The following is a 14,999-nucleotide window of genomic DNA, read 5'->3' as shown; positions in this document are numbered from 1 at the left end:
GGGTGGCCGAGTTGACGGTGGACCATCGTGCTCAGGCACTGCAGTATGTCGGAATGAAGATCGATCGACCGCAGAACGTAGTAACGACTCACGCGTGCGCGCACGCCGTCGTGACTGTCGCGGCGCGGCTGGTCGCGGCGGAATGAATTCCCGTCGCTCGTCGTGGGCGGCGTGATGGCACTCGCGCCGAACGACACCGTCCCGCTGGATCGCCGCTTCGAGCGAGCGACTACCTCCGACTCCGCCGAATACTGGGCGGAGGCGCTGGCGGACAAGCCGCGGAATTGGGAATGGCTGCGTGAGCGCTCTCGCGTCGTGGCGCTTCTGGCCCAGGCGGGGTCGGGCAAGACCGTCGAGTTCATGCGGCAGGTGGACCAAGTCCGCAGCGCGAACCGGGACGCATTCTTCTTCCGGGTCGAACGGCTCTGCTCGGGGCCTTTTGAGGGCGCGCACGAAACGCCCGACTGCAGGGCCCGCTTCGAGGAATGGGTGAAGGCCAACCGTCCGGCGGAATTTTTCCTCGACGCCGTCGATGAGGCGAAGCTTCCACAGGCGCGGACAGCCCGCCCACTGCGGGATGCGCTCCGTGCGCTGAGCTTCGCGCTCGGACCGCACTTCGGTCGGATCTCGATCTTCGTGTCGTGCCGGAGTTCCGAATGGTTCGACGACGTCGAGCAGAAGGCTTTGGACGAATTGGCCGCCGCGATGAGCGCGGCGCGGACCGATCCCGATCCGATCTCCGTGTTCAACGCCACCTTCGCGCCGCTGGACGGCACTCGCGTACGCCTGCTGGCGCAAGACCGCGGGGGCGATGACGCCATCGCCTTGCTTAGAGAAAGCGAGGCGATCGCCGACATCGTGACGCCCCTCGACGCGATCCTCTATCTCGACACCTATCTCGAGTTCGAAGGCACGCCCGACCTCGCGGCGCGGTTCTCGTCACGCGGCGGGCTGCTCGACACCTCGGTCCGCCGCCGCCTGACCGAGCAGGGCGGAGAGACGCGTCGGTCGCAGCTGGACCTCAGCACGGGTCTCAGGGCAGCCCGATTTCTCGCCTTTGCCACGATCGTCGCGCAGACGATGGATATTGCCGTGGGGGCGGCGAGGAAGGACTGCGTCGATCCCCAGGAACTGCTGGCGGGCGGACACGCTGCCCTGTCGCCGGACGGCATCCGTCAGCTGCTGGCCTGTCCATTGTTCGTCCCGGCCGGGCAGACAAGGGTCCGCTTCTATCGTCGCGAAGCCCGGGACCTGCTGGCCGCGCAGTGGCTGCGCGACCGCATCGACGAGGGCGCGTCGGCGCTGTCGATCACGGATCGCTTCATCAAGAGCGCCTTCGGCGAACCGCGAGTGCCGATCGTCTACGGCAGCATGCTCGCCTGGCTCGCCTCCTATGATCCGACCACGCTCCGCAGGATGATCAAGGCGGCGCCGCATTGGATCATCGAGGGCGGCGATCCGAGAAGCCTAGCGCTGGAGGACCGGGTGGCGGCGCTGGAGCAGCACTTCCGACTGGGTCCGGGACGCTTCCACGGCGAGTTCATGTTCGAGGTCGGCGAGTTGCGCCGGTTCGCGCGACCCGAAGTCGAAGACGCCATCGTCGAGCATCTCGCAGTTCCGCCCGTTGGCGACCTGTTCGACCATCTCATGCAGATGGCCGAGGCGGGCCGCTACGCGTCCGCGGCACCGAAGTTGGTGTCAATGCTCTGTGACTTCTCGCGCAGTTCGGGCGATCGGATGTTCGCGATGCGGGCACTGCTCGCCTGCGGCGGGAGCGACGACCTTGGCACGGTGGCCAAGCACTTCATCTCCACCGGCGGTCCCACCGTCTCGGGCGAGGAGGCATTCGGCAGGAGCCGCAACGATCACTTCCTGCTCGATCTGGTCACCTCCGCCTATCCGAACGCGATCGGCGTCGCCGACGCGCTAACGCTACTGAGCCAGATCCATGGCAAGGATTACAGCCACGAAGCGAAGTCGGTCGCCCGCTGGCTGGCCACAAGCGCGCCATCGGCCGACCTCGCGGACTGGCTGGTCGGCCTGGACCGGCTCTGCTTCGATGCACCCGATCCGGACTATAGTCCATTTGGGCACGCCATGCCGAAGATGCACCGTCGGGCGACTGTCCTGCTGCGCGGGCTGCTCGAGATCACCGCCCGGTATCTCGCGGAGACTTCCCAGTTCGACATCGAACGCGATCTGCTCATCTACGATCGCGTCCGCCACGCGAACAACCTGGGTGCGTCGTTCTCGATGTCGCGCCGCGGTTCGCCCGTTCCTGCGGCGTTGACCTCGAACGCCGAATTTCGCCACGCGCTCTTTGAACGGCTGGCGACCAACGAGAGGCATAAGCATACCGCCTTCGCCTATATCGAGCACATCGACTGGTCGGTCTACCGCGCGGGCGCGGATCGGGCTGACCTGCGATGGTTCCTGGAACGCTATGGTCAGAGCGACCGGGAGGAACGACGCGACTACGCCCAGTCTGCCGTCTTCGTCGCCGATCGCTTCACCAAGGCGGACCGGATCAAGGCACGGCTGACCATCGCGTGGGTGGCGACGAAAGATGGCAAGCGCGACTGGTCCGTCGTCAGGCAGGTGACGACCGACCCGCTGCTAGCGCCGTGGCGCCGATACCGCGCACGCCGATCCTGGAGGAGATACGATCCGGACGCAGGGGCCCGCGCATTCTTTAACCGGATGTCGGCCGCGATCCGCCTTCGCCTGGACATATGGCGCAGCTGGGCATCGCTGCGCCGAGGCACCGCTTCCACATTGCTCACCAGCCTCGTTCTGGGCGAGCGCTACGATCCGCCTTTGGAAGCCGATCTCGTCAAACGCTTCGGCGAGCGCCTGGGCGCGGTGCTGATCGACGGTGCGCGCGCATACGCGCGCACCTATCGGCCCGTCGATCGCGGGCGGCGAGTCCTCGGAACCGACATCCTCGCGCAGGCCGGCTTCAAGTACGCATGGAAAGCGGATCGGTCGATGCCTGGCGTCGACCCCACCGCGGCGATGCGGGCGGCGCTTCTATTCGCGACCGACTGGCCGGACTGGGCAACCGGGTTGGCGCTCGCAAACCTGGGGGCGTGGAAGGAGCTGGTCACGCCGCTTCTGGCCGACGAGATCGCCTCGGCAACCAACAGCGAAGCGGGATCATACAGCCGGTTCCTCTCCATCGTCTCTCACCTGGACGAGGAGATCAGGACGCCTCTATCCGCACCGCTGTTCGCCGCCATCGCGTCATTGCGCGTGATAGATGGCATCGACATCGAGCGGATCGTCGGGATCCTGCGTGCCGACCCTAAGATCGAGGAGCTGCTCCCCGCCTTCGCGGCGCGGCACGCGCGCGAGGCATGGCATGAGGGCTCGGTCAGACGCGCACTGAACTGGCTACCCTTCTGGGCAGAGAAGGACGAAGGTGCTCTCCGCTCGCTGCTCGGCTGGATGACGCTCGATGCGTCGATCGTCGCCGACGGGCTCGGCATCTACTTCCGGCTGTTCGACAAGGAGTCCAAGGCCGCGCCCGCGTCGCTCGACATCCGCTACCGCTTCGCCGACCTAGCCTACTCCCATGTCGCACCCAGCGACGACCCTAAGATGAAGGAAGGGCCGCATTCGGTGGGCGAGCGCGACAATCTCCAGCACCTGCGCAGCAGCATCGGAGAACTGCTGAGCGCCGACTTCGATACTGCTGAGCGCGATGCACTGGAGCGACTGCTCGAAGCGCATGTCGTCCCGGTATCGTCCGAATGGGCCGATCGCTGGCGCCACCGCTATGGTCAGCAGGCGGTAAAGCCGCGCCCCTGGTCGCACGCCACGATAATCGGAATGGGTAGCGATCTCGCCGAAGCCCCCGCGTCCGGCGATGAACTCCTCGCGCGGGTCAGCGCGATGGTCGCGGACTTGGAGGAGGAACTCGCGACCGCGGAGTTCGATCGCCGGGGTCTCTTCCCGATCACCATCCTAGAATCGGACTTCCGGGCCTGGCTGGGCCATGCGCTGGACAGCCGGCGGCGGCCCTGGTTCTCGATCGTGCAGGAAGCCGAGACGTCCAGCGCGACCCGAACCGACCTCCGCATCGAACTGCGCGGCACCGGCGACGCAATCGTCGTGATCGAGATTAAGCTGTTGCACGGCTGGAAATATGAGGAGCTGCTCGACAAGTGCCGTTCGCAGCTGGTGGACCAGTATCTCCTCACGCCGCGCGTCAGGCACGGCATTATCTGATCGTCGATCTCGGGCAGAAGGCGAAGGGGGCAATGCCGGACGGCTCCACGCCGACCTGCGAGGACATCGCCACGATGCTCAACGCGACGTCTGCCGACATCGCGGCAAAGACCGGAGCGATCGTGAAGGCGCAGACCTTCCGGATCGCGCCCAGCAAACGCAATCGTCGTCGGGACCAGTCTCAGGCCACGTCACCTAAGCAAGGCCCCATTGCCAAGCACGCAAGCTGAGCTAACGCCCCAAGTCGATTGGCCGGTAGAGAGCCTGAGTATCAGCTTTTGGTTTTTGCGGCTTCGGGCTATTGGCTGAACATAGGCGTGCTTTCCTAGAATCGACAGCCGAAGCCCGCCTGACGACAAGCGGCGCACTCGGCAGCTCGTCACCTGAACGAGCGACCGCCTTCGGGCAGCGTCTAACCGGCGGCGAACGCCCGACATTGGGTCTCAGTTGCCAAGGTAGCCACCGGCCCATTGTCGCGGGACGCCGGCGCCAAGGAAAACAGCTGCCGCACTCCAATCGTCCGGAGAGACACGCGGTTACCCGCGCAGCTTGGCTGCCCATTCGACTTCCTTCCCAACCTTGGCGACGGCAGCGTCATCATGATTCACGGCAAAGCCGCTGCTGAAGCTGTAGATCGATCCGCTGCCATATCGCGACGGGACGGTGATCTTAACACTGCGACGGACGAATGACCCGCCCAGATGCTCGATCACCTGCCTTATTAGTCGGCCAGTGTATTTCTTCATCTCATCGGTGAACGCAGTATCACCTAGCAGGGCGGCAAGAAACGGCTCCAAGGCGACGACAGGTGGGCGAGACGGCGCAGCAAGGACAGCGCCAATGAGGAGCGCGGTCCCGGTCCGGGAAACGATGAAGTCATGGATCGTCTGCCCTGTCGCGGACGCGAATACCGCGGCGTGCGACCTCGGATAGAAGAACAGCATCGCCATATTGGGGTCTCTCCGCTGCGCCGTTTGATCCAGCGCGAACGGCCTGTCGCCTGATCGCATTTTCCCTCCGTTCTCATGGGATCGGTAGATCGCGACGCCAATTGCAGCAAGACGGCATATACGCCGTCTTGGAAGCCATTGGTCTGGCAAAGACGATGCGGCTACCTGATGCGGCCGCCAACAACGGAGGCTCGGAAATGGCTCACAACACGCAGTTCGCCCTGATCGACAAGGAGGGCAAGGATCGCTTCCCGGCAATCATCAAGGGGACGTATCAGATCGGCAAGGAACGGAGGCGCCTGCCCAACGACATCGAGACTTTCGCGCGCGCGATCCTGCTGGAGGGAGAGGATGGCCGTTTCGTTCGAGCAGACGGCACCAAGCCAGGTGTCTTAAGGTTCATCAGCAAGCGTGACCTTGAAGCGGTCGCGTATCGACTGGATCCGCAGATCGCCAGCAGGCTAGGCGTCCCGGCGTTTGGAACTCGATAACAAATACCGCACCGTCGGTGGGCGTCACCTTTCCGCTCATCGATGGGGAATGGGGCCGTGTCGTATGCGCACGGCCACCATTTTGTTTGGCGTATATGAGCGCCAAACGACATCCTTCTCCGCCATCCCTTGGCGTGCCGACCGCTTATCGCACTACTCCGAAGCGATTGGTCCGGCACATGAACGAATGACCGAAGCTGGGAAGTCCGATTGAGCCCCGAGCGGCCGCATGTGCGCATTCTTGCCAGACGGAGCCTGCGAAGGCTGTCAGCCAATCGCAAACCGATGCTCAGGTATGACGTCGAGAAGGTAGAAGGCCCGATGCGGGTCGCTCGCGGAACCGTGATGAGCGCCCAAGTGGCGCCCGCCTCGCTTCTCAAGGAATTCTCGGGACGCCTTGATGGCCTTCCACGGGTCTGAATTATTAGCGCTGCCATCGGCCAACACGGCGTCGCGGTAAAAGTCGAGCAGCCCAACTTGGCGGTTGACCGACAAGGGGGGCAGCTTTCCGTCGGGATAGGCGGGCAGCGGCTGCAGGATGGTCATCGCCGACGCCTTCCCGGCGATCACCGCATCGATCATGGCGGGCAATTGCTGCTCGGCCTGGATCAGGCGGCGGATGGCGACGCTCATGGCGGCCAATGGCGAGAGGCCGTACCAGCCGGTGGCATAGGCCTTGGCCTCGACATTCCGGGTGCGCGGCGTTGCCGTGCGGTCCAGCAACGGATCGGCGCGAAGCTGGGCGGCAATCCGCTGCATCATGGCGGCGAGGTCCGTCAGCGACACCCTGGTGTCGACGTTCCGATCAGCGCGTCCAACGTGTTTGGCGGTGCGTCGGATGATGGGGTCGGCGTGCTGGGTCAGCGACATGTTGACGCCCGACCAGGCCGGCTGGATCTCGCGCTGGCGCCATTCGCCCGAGCCGAAGAACAGGTCGAGCACCTTGTCGAGCGCGATCCGGCGGTCGCGCAGGTCGTTGAGCGAACCCTCGAGCGAGCGATTAGCCGGAAGCAGGTGCCCATAGTCCGGTGCTTTGGTCAGCCGTGCGACGACCAACTGGACGTCATGGGCGCACCAGATCATCGCCTGCCCGACGAGCAGGTCGCGCAGGCGCCTCCTCGCGTCAGTCGTCATCTCGCTCTGCTGGAGATGGCGGATGACTGAGCCGAAACGTCCGCCGACGAGCGCGGTGTAAAGACCTCGCTCTTCGCCACGCAGCTGCCAAAGGCGGCCGACATGGTCATCGAAGCCGCGTTCGGGCGACCGACCTCCGAACCAGTCACCGACCAATTCACAGGGTTCGAAATCTCGCCCGGTGGCCACCATCATGCGCCGCAGGAAGCAATCGAGATCCTCCCTGGTCGCCGGGATGAGCTCCAGTGGGACCACAGCTTCCTTGGTGTCGAGGATCGCCGGCGGCAGGGTGCGGATGTCGATGGTCGACGGGCTGAAGAGGAGCCGGTCGAACTGGTCCTCGCCGATGCCACCGGCGTAGATCCGTTCGTGCATGTCGCGGACCAGGCCCACGGGATCACCGTCGCTCGCCATGAGGCCAAGGAGCAGGTTCGGCACATCCGTCTTGCGCCCGTTGGCCGCGATGTGGTTTCGATAGGCCGCCGTCACAGGGCACGCTGCGCCGCGTCGATGCGGCCCTTCAGTTCGTCAGCCGCCTGGGCGAGCTTTCCGCCTAGCGCGGCCATGTGCGAATAGGCTTCGATGCCGATACGGCCTGCTTCCACCTCGGCGTTATAGCGTGCGACCGCCTTGTCATACTCCTCGGCGAGCCGCCTGTACGCGGCGAGATCGTCGTCGATCGTGGTCATGTCATCCATGGTCGTACTCCAGGTTGGGCGGGAGCGAAGGCTCGCGCCAGAAAGTCGGGTTGCCGTTGTGCAGGCGGAGCCATTCGAAGGCCTCGCCGCGGGTCTTGAGATTGGGGTCGGGGACGGCGAGCAGCTCGCAGAGCGTGGCGACGAGCCCCCTTTGGCCGACGCTGATCGGTCGCGTCCGCCACGATGCCTTCGGATCGGTCGGTCCGGTCGTGAGGAAGCGCTCGACCTCCTCGGCGTAGAGCGCCTTGCGGCGGCGCCACTGCAGGATCCGGCCCCATTGCTCGCACCAGGCGAGCCGGGCAGAATCGGCGAAGATCGAGCCGATGATGTCGCCCATCATCGGCCCTGCCCCCGCGGAGATAGCGGCGGTGATCCAGCGCGCCATCCGCGCCGGATGCGCGAACAGCCCGAGGAGCGCGGTGTCGCTGACGCCGTCGAGCCCGACCATAACGAGGACCGAGCCGAGCGCATATTTGCGGGCGTCAGCCGAGCCCGGCCCGCCACGTCGCTTGTCGACGGCGCGGTACTGACGCCGAAGCTCGGCGGCACTCTCTGCGACGATGGCGAGGCTGTCGGCGATCCTCTGTTCGGTCGCCGCGAAGTCGTGGGCGATCCTTTGCAGCCGATCAAAAGGCGGGGTGGTGACGGTGTCCATGCCCCCGGGCGTTGCCGGCCCGGCGAGCGGCGCGCTTCAACCTACCCAGGGTAAAACGACAAAGCCGCCATCCGACTTTTACCCCGGGTCGGTGGAGGCACCCCCAGGCAGAACAGTGCCAGAAGGTGGGAGGTAGAGGGGGTGGTGCGCGATAAAGGTTTGTTCTGCGACGGCAGACAAACGGCCCATCCACCCCCTCGACCAGACAGGAAGGGCAAGGCGGGTGAAGGTCGAATATGCAGCGCTGAAGGCAAGGTCGGTGGAGGCGTCCGCCGTGCTCGCTGGCGCACGCAGCGCGCGCAACCTGTCGAGCCGCCGCAAGCGGGAGCAGCAGATCGAGGACCAGGCCAGCCGTCGGCGCAAAGCCAGAAGCGAAGCCGAACTCGACAGGCTGCTGAACCAGCGCCTCGTGATCCGGGTGCCCGAGGCAGATCGTCCGGGTACGAAGAACCGGACGCCGCGCCGGCTCTTCACCCGCGCCGTCGACCAGATGCTGATGGGGACGACCGGCATGTCCAATGCCCGGGGTCCTGACGGCTGTCATTCCATCCACTACGCGTTTACCGCGCGCGGCTTCGGCTCGACGAAAGGACGGCGCTGGCGGGCGGGCGAGGCGGTACGCGCGGCGCTCTATTCGGTGCGAGAGGAGGCGCTGGAAGACGGCGAGCTCGGCTGGTGGTCGAATATCGCGGCGGACCGCAACGAACTGGTCGCCCATTACCGCGCGCTCGAGATGCTCGAGGCGCACGACCGCGCCAACGCCAATGTCTATATCGTCGAGGTCATCGCGCTACCGGCCGAGCTGAATGCGAGCGAGCGCCGCGACGCCGCGAAGCGCATCTGTGCGGAACTGGAGAAACAGGGCCTCGGCTATACGGTCGGGCTTCATCTGCCGGACGCGGCCGGCGACCAGCGCAACTACCATTTGCACCTCGTCTATTCGATGCGGCCGTGCGCGCGCATTGGCACCTGCGAATGGTCGTTCGGTGCCGCCAAGCGGACCGAGATCAACACGCCCAAGGGCATCGTCACGCGCCGCCGCGCCGTGGTCGATGCGGTCAACGCGACGCTGGCCGAGGCCAGGATCGACAAGCGTTACACGGCACAGTCGAACCGCGAGCGTGGGATGGCGGCACCCGCGCGTGGCAAGGTCGGCCAGGTCGAAACCGCGCTGGCGCGCCGACTGGCGGCGCTCGAGGCGCGTGAGGCGCAGCTGGCGGCCTTGCGTGACCATGCCCGGTGGATACGGCAGACGCTGCTCGATGCCGCTGAGCGGCTGAAAGCAGCACGGCAAAAGACGATGCGGCGCCTGGCGCAGGCGGCCATCGGCCTTGCCCAGGATGAAGCCGAACGCATCCAGCCCGCCGAACTGCGTACAGGAGTCGGTCGCGCGCTCGAACACACCTGCGACGTCGTAGACCGCACCAGCGCTGCCGCAGACAACCAGCTGGTCACAGCGCATCGGGCGGTGCGCGACCGTCTGCGTCTGGCGGTACGCCAAATCCCGATCCCGCCGGCGGGCACAGCGCTCGCGGACCGTCGAAACGTCGTGATCCACCGGCTCGTGACCGCCGCGATGGACGCGAACGACACCATCAGGCGGGTTCAGGCCGATCTCGATCGGGCACGCATCCAAATGGCGGAGAACCGCGCCGCTGATCGAATGCCGCAGAGCCGCGACCCGACCTCCGCCGCAGATGTGCCGGCCGCCGCAACTGTGTTGCCGCCGGGCCAAGCCCCGGACACCGCGCCAGCAAAGCGTGGTATCGCCGGTCAGGCCGCCGGGATCACGCAGACAGGCAGCCTGCGGGAGATCAAACTCAAGGGCAGGAACACCGATCTCATCGATACCGGCGTCTCGCCCGGGAAACGCGGACATGAGCGGTAACCGATCATCGGTCGGCTCAGATGAAAGACGATTGGAGGCGGGGACGCGAGGCGAAGCTGTCGACGCGGCCACGCGCCGACATCGACACGACCAAAGCGCAACGGATCAAATGATACCGGGTCGGTCACCGACATCGGTCCCTAGCATCCCGGCGCGTTTGACGGCGCGCCTCGACGTCGGCCTGCCCGATCAGCATCGAGAACGGGTCGTTGGATCGCAGCAGGCACCCGTCGGCATCATCCGCCGTCATGCATCGGATGATCATGTCGAGGGGCTCACCGAGAAGGGCATGCCAGAGCCGCTGACCGAGCGTGGCCTCGCCTGCCCCGACGACCTGGGCGATCCGGGTTGCCGCCGCGATCACGAGTTCGGGGCGTTCGCGCAGGACCTCGGCGTAATGAAGCGCACGAGCCAAGCGTTCTGCCTCGTTGATGTCGTGCGCCGTGGGAGATCGGTCGCCAGTGTTCGCCATCGTCACGCCCCCGTCAGGATCGACGCGGCCAGTAGGCTGATGACGGTCATCGCGCAGCCGCTGAACAGCACGCCTAGGCCAATGGTCCGCACCTGTCGGCTCTTGCCGATCTCACCCGCCGCCAGCAAGATCGCACCGCTCAGAAGCAGCCCCAGCCCCAGATCGGGTGCGGTCACGGCGTATCACCCATTGGGGCGTCGCCCTTACGAAAGACGGTCTTGATCAATCCGGGGCACAGGTCCCGATAGGTGTCGATAACGCGCAGCCAGTCGGTATGGGCCGCCAGCGTCCAGAAATCCCCGTGCGCCAGGCCCACGCAGACATCGTCCTTCGTCGCATCGTTGAACCCGCGCGAATTGATCAGCCAGGCGATCGCATCGTCTTCAGATCCGGTGAGCCCGATCAGCAGGCTAAGCATCTCGACCAACGTCGTTTGGCCGTCCTCGCCGCCATACCGGTTGTCCGGATCGTCGAGGATGAGGTCGACGAAGTTCGAATAGTGCGACATCTCCAGGCGCAGGCGCTCGAGCATGGCATCGCTGACGGGGTGTGTTGGTCGGTTCATAGTCGCTCCGCGTTAGATGCGGGCGACGCTAACAGGCCCAGCGGGCCTGTGAATCCGTGAGGACGAATAGGTAAAAGTACGGATAGACAGGCAGGCAGCACCTGCCTGCGCAGGGCTTGGGCGCCCTTGGGTCTGCAAACAGATCCAGGAAATCGAAGATGACGTCTTACCCGCACATCACGTTGACGCCGCGCGAGGAAGAGGTGGCCCGCCTCGTCATCAAGGGGTATTCCAGCAAGGAGATCGCGAAGGGGCTCGGTAGCAGCCCTCGCACTGTCGACCAGCAGATCGTGAACATGAGGAACAGACTTCTAGCGAGGGATCGTGCTCATATGGTCGCGCATCTGCTCATTCGCGGGATCATCATTGCGACGACCAGCGACCTGTAACCGACGCAGGCCAGATGACCTGCAGGGCGGGGAGATCGATAGAGCTTCAAACCATAATGCCGACGACCGGCGAGATTCGGACAGGCGGAAAGAAATTTTCCATCTTCCCGTCCGAAAAGCCGATCTCGTCGGCATTATGGATAAGGAGGCCGGTATTTCGTCTGACCAATTGCCGCTTCGGCCCAGCTATCATGATCCGGAAGAAATCCGCTCCATGCTGCTGGCACTATCGCGGGACGACTTCCACAGGATCGAAACCGTGTCGCGGTTCATCGCGCAAGGCGATCAAGTGTTCGCGGCCGACCTGCGTCAGGAGGCGATGGCGCGTCTGCTTGAGGGACGACGCAAATGCCCGGTGGGTATGGAGATCGTCAGCGTTATCAATGGCGTCATGAAAAGCATGATGTCGGCGGAGCGCGAGGCGGAGGCCGAGGGCAACCGGCCGGTGCTGATCGGTGTGTTCGGCGAGGACGGCTACGACGCCGCATCGCCGATGGTCTCGCCCGAGCAGGCGGGACACGACGCGCTACATTACCGACGCACCATCGCTTCGGTCCGGGCCGCGCTAGCCGGAGACCCGCAGCTGCTGGCGTTGCTCGATGCCATCATGGATGGACTGAGGGGCAAGGCCCTTGAAGAACGGCTGGGGCTGACAACCAGGCAGCTGGCTGACGAGCGCAAGAAACTGAGGCGTCGGCTTGCCGCCGCCACCGCAAACCGGAGCATGCCGTGACTCAGTCCGATGACGAACTTACCCGGATCCGTCGTCTCGACGCGTTCCTGGAAGCCGACAATGATCTCGACGATTTCCGCTTCGAGGTCGAGCAGGCCATGCTGATGGCCAAGAAACGCCGCCTGCGCGACGTCCGGGCAATGCTCGACGCTGGCGGCCAGGACGATATCGTCGTGCCGTTCGACCGCGCCAAGGCGCGTGCCCGACTTGCCACGATGATGGCGGAGGGTGCCGACACCCCGCTGACCCTGGCGGCGCGCGGCGCCTCGCCGCACGATCTCGATGCGCTGCTCGACGACCTTGCCGAACTGGAACGAGCGAAGGCCCCGCCTGAGCGGTGACAGTAGGGGATCCGGCCGAGCAGCTGCTGCACGACCTCGGCATCACCGAGCCCAATGAGATCGACCTCGAGGTGATTGCCTACATGGTTGGGGCGAGCGTGCGCCTTCGCTCGCTAGGCCGTGGTGATGCCCGGATCGTCGGCCTCGGTGACCGCGCGATCATTACCATCGATGCCGACGCCAGTTCGGTGCGGCAGCGCTTCTCGGTCGCGCACGAGCTCGGTCATTGGCACCATCATCGCGGGCAGCGCCTGATCTGCCAGGATGCTGACCCCACTGAACCGGCAGCCACCGCAGGTGCCGAGCGCGAAGCGGATCGCTATGCTGCTTCGCTGCTCATGCCCCGCTTTCTGGTCGGCCCGATGATTGCCGGCCTGCCCATGAAGATGGCGCTGGTCGATGAGGTTGCCGACCGCTTCCGGGTCAGCACCATCGCCGCGATCCTGCGAATGACTGACCTCCATACTGATGCCTTCGCCATCGTCGTCGAGGAACCTGTTGGACGTCGGTGGTTTCGGCGGTCGGTCGGGCTCGACCAGCGATGGTTCGTCTGGACGGCAGGTCCAGCCGGCGCTCGTTCGAGCGAGGTCGACCCATGCCGAGCGATTCACTGGTTCCGAGGTCCTGACCTCGCCAACCGGCGTGTGTCGATCGAAACCCGTCGATCAGCCGACGGGCAGGTCATCCGTCTAATTCACGGTCCGATCCAACGGGTGGATGCATAGTCGAGGCCATGCGGCGTATGATGGGGAGCGCGTAAGCAAGCGCCGCAGCGCCTAACCTCGTCTCCTCAGCTTGCATGAGGCCGAAGCAACGATGACCGTCGTTGGGACTTTGCTGCCATTCCCAAGCTTCATTTTGAACGTCAGATCTTTTCAGGATCAGACATTCAGTGCTCGCCTGACTCCGGGACCTTAGCGGCGGCCCAATCGGATCGCGAAGTCATCGACCAACGATTCCGCCATCGTCAGGCACTCGTGGTCCTCGAACGTGATCCGCAACGGCAGGCGGCGTTCAGCTGGGGCGCTCAGGTTAGACGCATTGACGCGGGCAGTTATCAAGCCCCGGACCTCACCTTGGTCGCTTGCCCAGACCCGGAAGGAAAACTCTTCCTCGTCACGGCCATGGCGCCACGCTTTGCATTCGAGCGACAGCACCTTGGTCGGATCGGACCTGCCCTCCCTCCAATAGAAGGCATCGTCATCACGTCGAGGCGGCATTGTCGGTAAATACGGTCGCGACAGCGCGGACGGATCGCGTCCTAGCCAATCGTGCGCCAGCATGCCGACCGACCGCGGCATCGGCTTGGGCGGTGTCGGCGGCAGCGAAAGCTTGAGCCAGTTACCTCGCTTGGGACCCTTGTCGTCGTCACCCTCTTGGCGATACCCACTCAGTTCGAAGTCGCCCGACGCCTCGACTTCGACTAGCACGTCATTAGCGGGCCGTGAACCGGTATTGGTCGCGCAGAAGATCGCCCGTGGCCATTCCCGGCGGCGGTTCCATTCCGCATGGAAGCCGGCAAATATGTTGCGGACGCCAGCGAGCCACTCACGATAGTCGCTTTCATATTTCTCGACGTCGGCCTGAGTGACCGGGGTCATGCCCAGGCTCGGGTAGCTGATCTCCGACAAATCGAATCCGCGGCCAGTCGCCTGCGGCTTCGCATATTTCGCCGCGGCTAGGGGCGTGACGGCAGCCATAGGCGCGAGGGCGGCGACACGAGCGACGAGCCGATCAACCTCCTCTGGGGTTACCGGTTGGTAGCGCTTCATCGTGACCTCGAGCCGTTCGATCTCGCTCCCGTCCGCATGGATGAAGCGATGTTCGAGCTTAGGCTCCGTCGCCTTGAGACGGGCGATTTCGGCATCGCGCCGAGCAAGTTCGCGGGCGCTATCGTCCTTCTCAGGCTCCTTGAGCCAATGATCGGGCATCAATCGAGCGGGGAGCCCGAACTCGTCGGCAGCCAGCGCCGCGAAATTGTCGCCGGTTAGCAAGACGACGTCTTCATCCTGATCGAGCCGGGCGAGCGCCTGGTTGATGATGGCCTGGTCGTCGTGACCGATGTCGAGACCCTGGCGTTGCGGAGCAAGGTTGGTCTTGCCCGGTGCGAGCCGCAGCATGACGCGGGGATTTGACTCGACAAGGACTTCGCTCTTCTCTGCGCTGCTCATCAGTTCGCGAATCTTGGTGCTGTAGGCGCGCGCTACTTTTCCAGCCCGGCCTGGCCGCGTCTTCAAGCGGTCCAGCTCGCGAATGACGGGGCCGCACAGCACGAGGTCGATCGGCCCGGTTCCGAGTTCCGACCAAGGCAAGTCGTGCAGTGCCCGTCCCTGCACGAGAACATTGGTGTCGAGGAAGATGATAAGAGGTGGACGATCGCTCATGGTGTCGCTCTAGCAGTCCGGCGGCAAAGACGCATGCCAATCCGGCGCAATTGTCTTGGACAGCGCCGA

At 64.8% G+C, this 14,999-nt stretch carries 16 protein-coding genes; 8 read left to right on the top strand and 8 right to left on the bottom strand.

The features are described 5' to 3' along the window. Positions 1–174 precede the first annotated feature (174 nt). Positions 175–4,230 (top strand): hypothetical protein, encoded by a 4,056-nt coding sequence (locus FFS35_RS12690; protein ID WP_137787467.1) that lies wholly within the window; start codon positions 175–177, stop codon positions 4,228–4,230. Positions 4,231–4,262: 32 nt separating this feature from the next. Further along, on the top strand, positions 4,263–4,460 hold the full coding sequence (locus tag FFS35_RS12685; protein WP_137787466.1) for a hypothetical protein: 198 nt from the start codon (positions 4,263–4,265) through the stop codon (positions 4,458–4,460). A gap of 306 nt (positions 4,461–4,766) precedes the next feature. On the opposite strand, the gene FFS35_RS12680 is transcribed toward FFS35_RS12685, so the two are convergent. After that, a complete protein-coding gene (locus FFS35_RS12680) occupies positions 4,767–5,240 on the bottom strand; it encodes a hypothetical protein (RefSeq protein WP_212742206.1) in 474 nt (157 codons plus the stop codon). 41 nt (positions 5,241–5,281) lie between these two features. On the opposite strand from FFS35_RS12680, the gene FFS35_RS12675 reads away from it, so the two are divergent. Beyond that, positions 5,282–5,671, top strand: a complete 390-nt coding sequence (locus tag FFS35_RS12675) for a hypothetical protein (protein ID WP_249341612.1) — start codon at positions 5,282–5,284, stop codon at positions 5,669–5,671. A gap of 267 nt (positions 5,672–5,938) precedes the next feature. Here FFS35_RS12675 and FFS35_RS12670 read toward each other — a convergent pair whose 3' ends face one another. Genes FFS35_RS12670 through FFS35_RS12660 form a run of 3 tightly spaced genes read right to left on the bottom strand, consistent with a single transcriptional unit; the run spans position 5,939 to position 8,158 of the window. Continuing rightward, the gene (locus FFS35_RS12670) at positions 5,939–7,294 is read right to left on the bottom strand and encodes a hypothetical protein (protein ID WP_137787465.1); all 1,356 of its coding nucleotides are present in this window, start codon (positions 7,292–7,294) and stop codon (positions 5,939–5,941) included. After that, complete coding sequence (locus tag FFS35_RS12665; protein WP_137787464.1) at positions 7,291–7,503, bottom strand: hypothetical protein; 213 nt, start codon at positions 7,501–7,503, stop codon at positions 7,291–7,293. Before FFS35_RS12665 ends, FFS35_RS12670 begins: the two co-directional genes overlap by 4 nt. Then, complete coding sequence (locus FFS35_RS12660) at positions 7,496–8,158, bottom strand: hypothetical protein (RefSeq protein WP_137787463.1); 663 nt, start codon at positions 8,156–8,158, stop codon at positions 7,496–7,498. Before FFS35_RS12660 ends, FFS35_RS12665 begins: the two co-directional genes overlap by 8 nt. 223 nt (positions 8,159–8,381) lie before the next feature. Here FFS35_RS12660 and FFS35_RS12655 point away from each other — a divergent pair, with 223 nt between their 5' ends. After that, entirely contained in the window at positions 8,382–10,046 is a 1,665-nt protein-coding gene (locus tag FFS35_RS12655) for a MobA/MobL family protein (protein WP_137787462.1), read from the top strand. 124 nt (positions 10,047–10,170) lie between these two features. On the opposite strand, the gene FFS35_RS12650 is transcribed toward FFS35_RS12655, so the two are convergent. Genes FFS35_RS12650 through FFS35_RS12645 form a run of 3 tightly spaced genes read right to left on the bottom strand, consistent with a single transcriptional unit; the run spans position 10,171 to position 11,050 of the window. Further along, complete coding sequence (locus FFS35_RS12650; RefSeq protein WP_137787461.1) at positions 10,171–10,518, bottom strand: hypothetical protein; 348 nt, start codon at positions 10,516–10,518, stop codon at positions 10,171–10,173. Between the two features lie 2 nt (positions 10,519–10,520). Further along, positions 10,521–10,694 (bottom strand): hypothetical protein, encoded by a 174-nt coding sequence (locus FFS35_RS20010; protein WP_171007617.1) that lies wholly within the window; start codon positions 10,692–10,694, stop codon positions 10,521–10,523. Then, on the bottom strand, positions 10,691–11,050 hold the full coding sequence (locus FFS35_RS12645; RefSeq protein ID WP_137787460.1) for a hypothetical protein: 360 nt from the start codon (positions 11,048–11,050) through the stop codon (positions 10,691–10,693). Before FFS35_RS12645 ends, FFS35_RS20010 begins: the two co-directional genes overlap by 4 nt. A gap of 191 nt (positions 11,051–11,241) precedes the next feature. On the opposite strand from FFS35_RS12645, the gene FFS35_RS12640 reads away from it, so the two are divergent. From FFS35_RS12640 to FFS35_RS12625, 4 genes are all read left to right on the top strand, one after another. Then, positions 11,242–11,472: a helix-turn-helix transcriptional regulator gene (locus FFS35_RS12640; RefSeq protein ID WP_137787459.1), complete on the top strand. Its 231-nt coding sequence runs from the start codon at positions 11,242–11,244 to the stop codon at positions 11,470–11,472. A gap of 136 nt (positions 11,473–11,608) precedes the next feature. Beyond that, entirely contained in the window at positions 11,609–12,205 is a 597-nt protein-coding gene (locus FFS35_RS12635; RefSeq protein WP_137787458.1) for a hypothetical protein, read from the top strand. Next, positions 12,202–12,546, top strand: a complete 345-nt coding sequence (locus tag FFS35_RS12630; protein ID WP_137787457.1) for a hypothetical protein — start codon at positions 12,202–12,204, stop codon at positions 12,544–12,546. Before FFS35_RS12635 ends, FFS35_RS12630 begins: the two co-directional genes overlap by 4 nt. Then, positions 12,543–13,271 (top strand): ImmA/IrrE family metallo-endopeptidase, encoded by a 729-nt coding sequence (locus tag FFS35_RS12625; RefSeq protein ID WP_137787456.1) that lies wholly within the window; start codon positions 12,543–12,545, stop codon positions 13,269–13,271. Before FFS35_RS12630 ends, FFS35_RS12625 begins: the two co-directional genes overlap by 4 nt. Before the next feature lie 189 nt (positions 13,272–13,460). On the opposite strand, the gene FFS35_RS12620 is transcribed toward FFS35_RS12625, so the two are convergent. After that, the gene (locus FFS35_RS12620; protein WP_137787455.1) at positions 13,461–14,930 is read right to left on the bottom strand and encodes a PIN domain-containing protein; all 1,470 of its coding nucleotides are present in this window, start codon (positions 14,928–14,930) and stop codon (positions 13,461–13,463) included. Positions 14,931–14,999: the final 69 nt, after the last annotated feature.

It is taken from the genome of Sphingomonas sp. 3P27F8, from assembly GCF_005502745.1.
Classification (GTDB): Bacteria; Pseudomonadota; Alphaproteobacteria; order Sphingomonadales; family Sphingomonadaceae; genus Sphingomonas.
Note: the sequence above shows the minus strand (reverse complement) of the source record. Positions and strands in the feature narration are given on the sequence as shown.

Bases quoted from the DNA above. Each gene is read 5' to 3' on its own strand.
- FFS35_RS12690 (WP_137787467.1), top strand. From the start codon at position 175: ATGGCACTCGCGCCGAACGACACCGTCCCGCTGGATCGCCGCTTCGAG.
- FFS35_RS12680 (WP_212742206.1), bottom strand. From the start codon at position 5,240: ATGCGATCAGGCGACAGGCCGTTCGCGCTGGATCAAACGGCGCAGCGG.
- FFS35_RS12635 (WP_137787458.1), top strand. From the start codon at position 11,609: ATGGATAAGGAGGCCGGTATTTCGTCTGACCAATTGCCGCTTCGGCCC.
- FFS35_RS12645 (WP_137787460.1), bottom strand. From the start codon at position 11,050: ATGCTCGAGCGCCTGCGCCTGGAGATGTCGCACTATTCGAACTTCGTC.
- FFS35_RS12685 (WP_137787466.1), top strand. From the start codon at position 4,263: ATGCCGGACGGCTCCACGCCGACCTGCGAGGACATCGCCACGATGCTC.
- FFS35_RS12650 (WP_137787461.1), bottom strand. From the start codon at position 10,518: ATGGCGAACACTGGCGACCGATCTCCCACGGCGCACGACATCAACGAG.
- FFS35_RS12660 (WP_137787463.1), bottom strand. From the start codon at position 8,158: ATGGACACCGTCACCACCCCGCCTTTTGATCGGCTGCAAAGGATCGCC.
- FFS35_RS12640 (WP_137787459.1), top strand. From the start codon at position 11,242: ATGACGTCTTACCCGCACATCACGTTGACGCCGCGCGAGGAAGAGGTG.
- FFS35_RS12665 (WP_137787464.1), bottom strand. From the start codon at position 7,503: ATGGATGACATGACCACGATCGACGACGATCTCGCCGCGTACAGGCGG.
- FFS35_RS12620 (WP_137787455.1), bottom strand. From the start codon at position 14,930: ATGAGCGATCGTCCACCTCTTATCATCTTCCTCGACACCAATGTTCTC.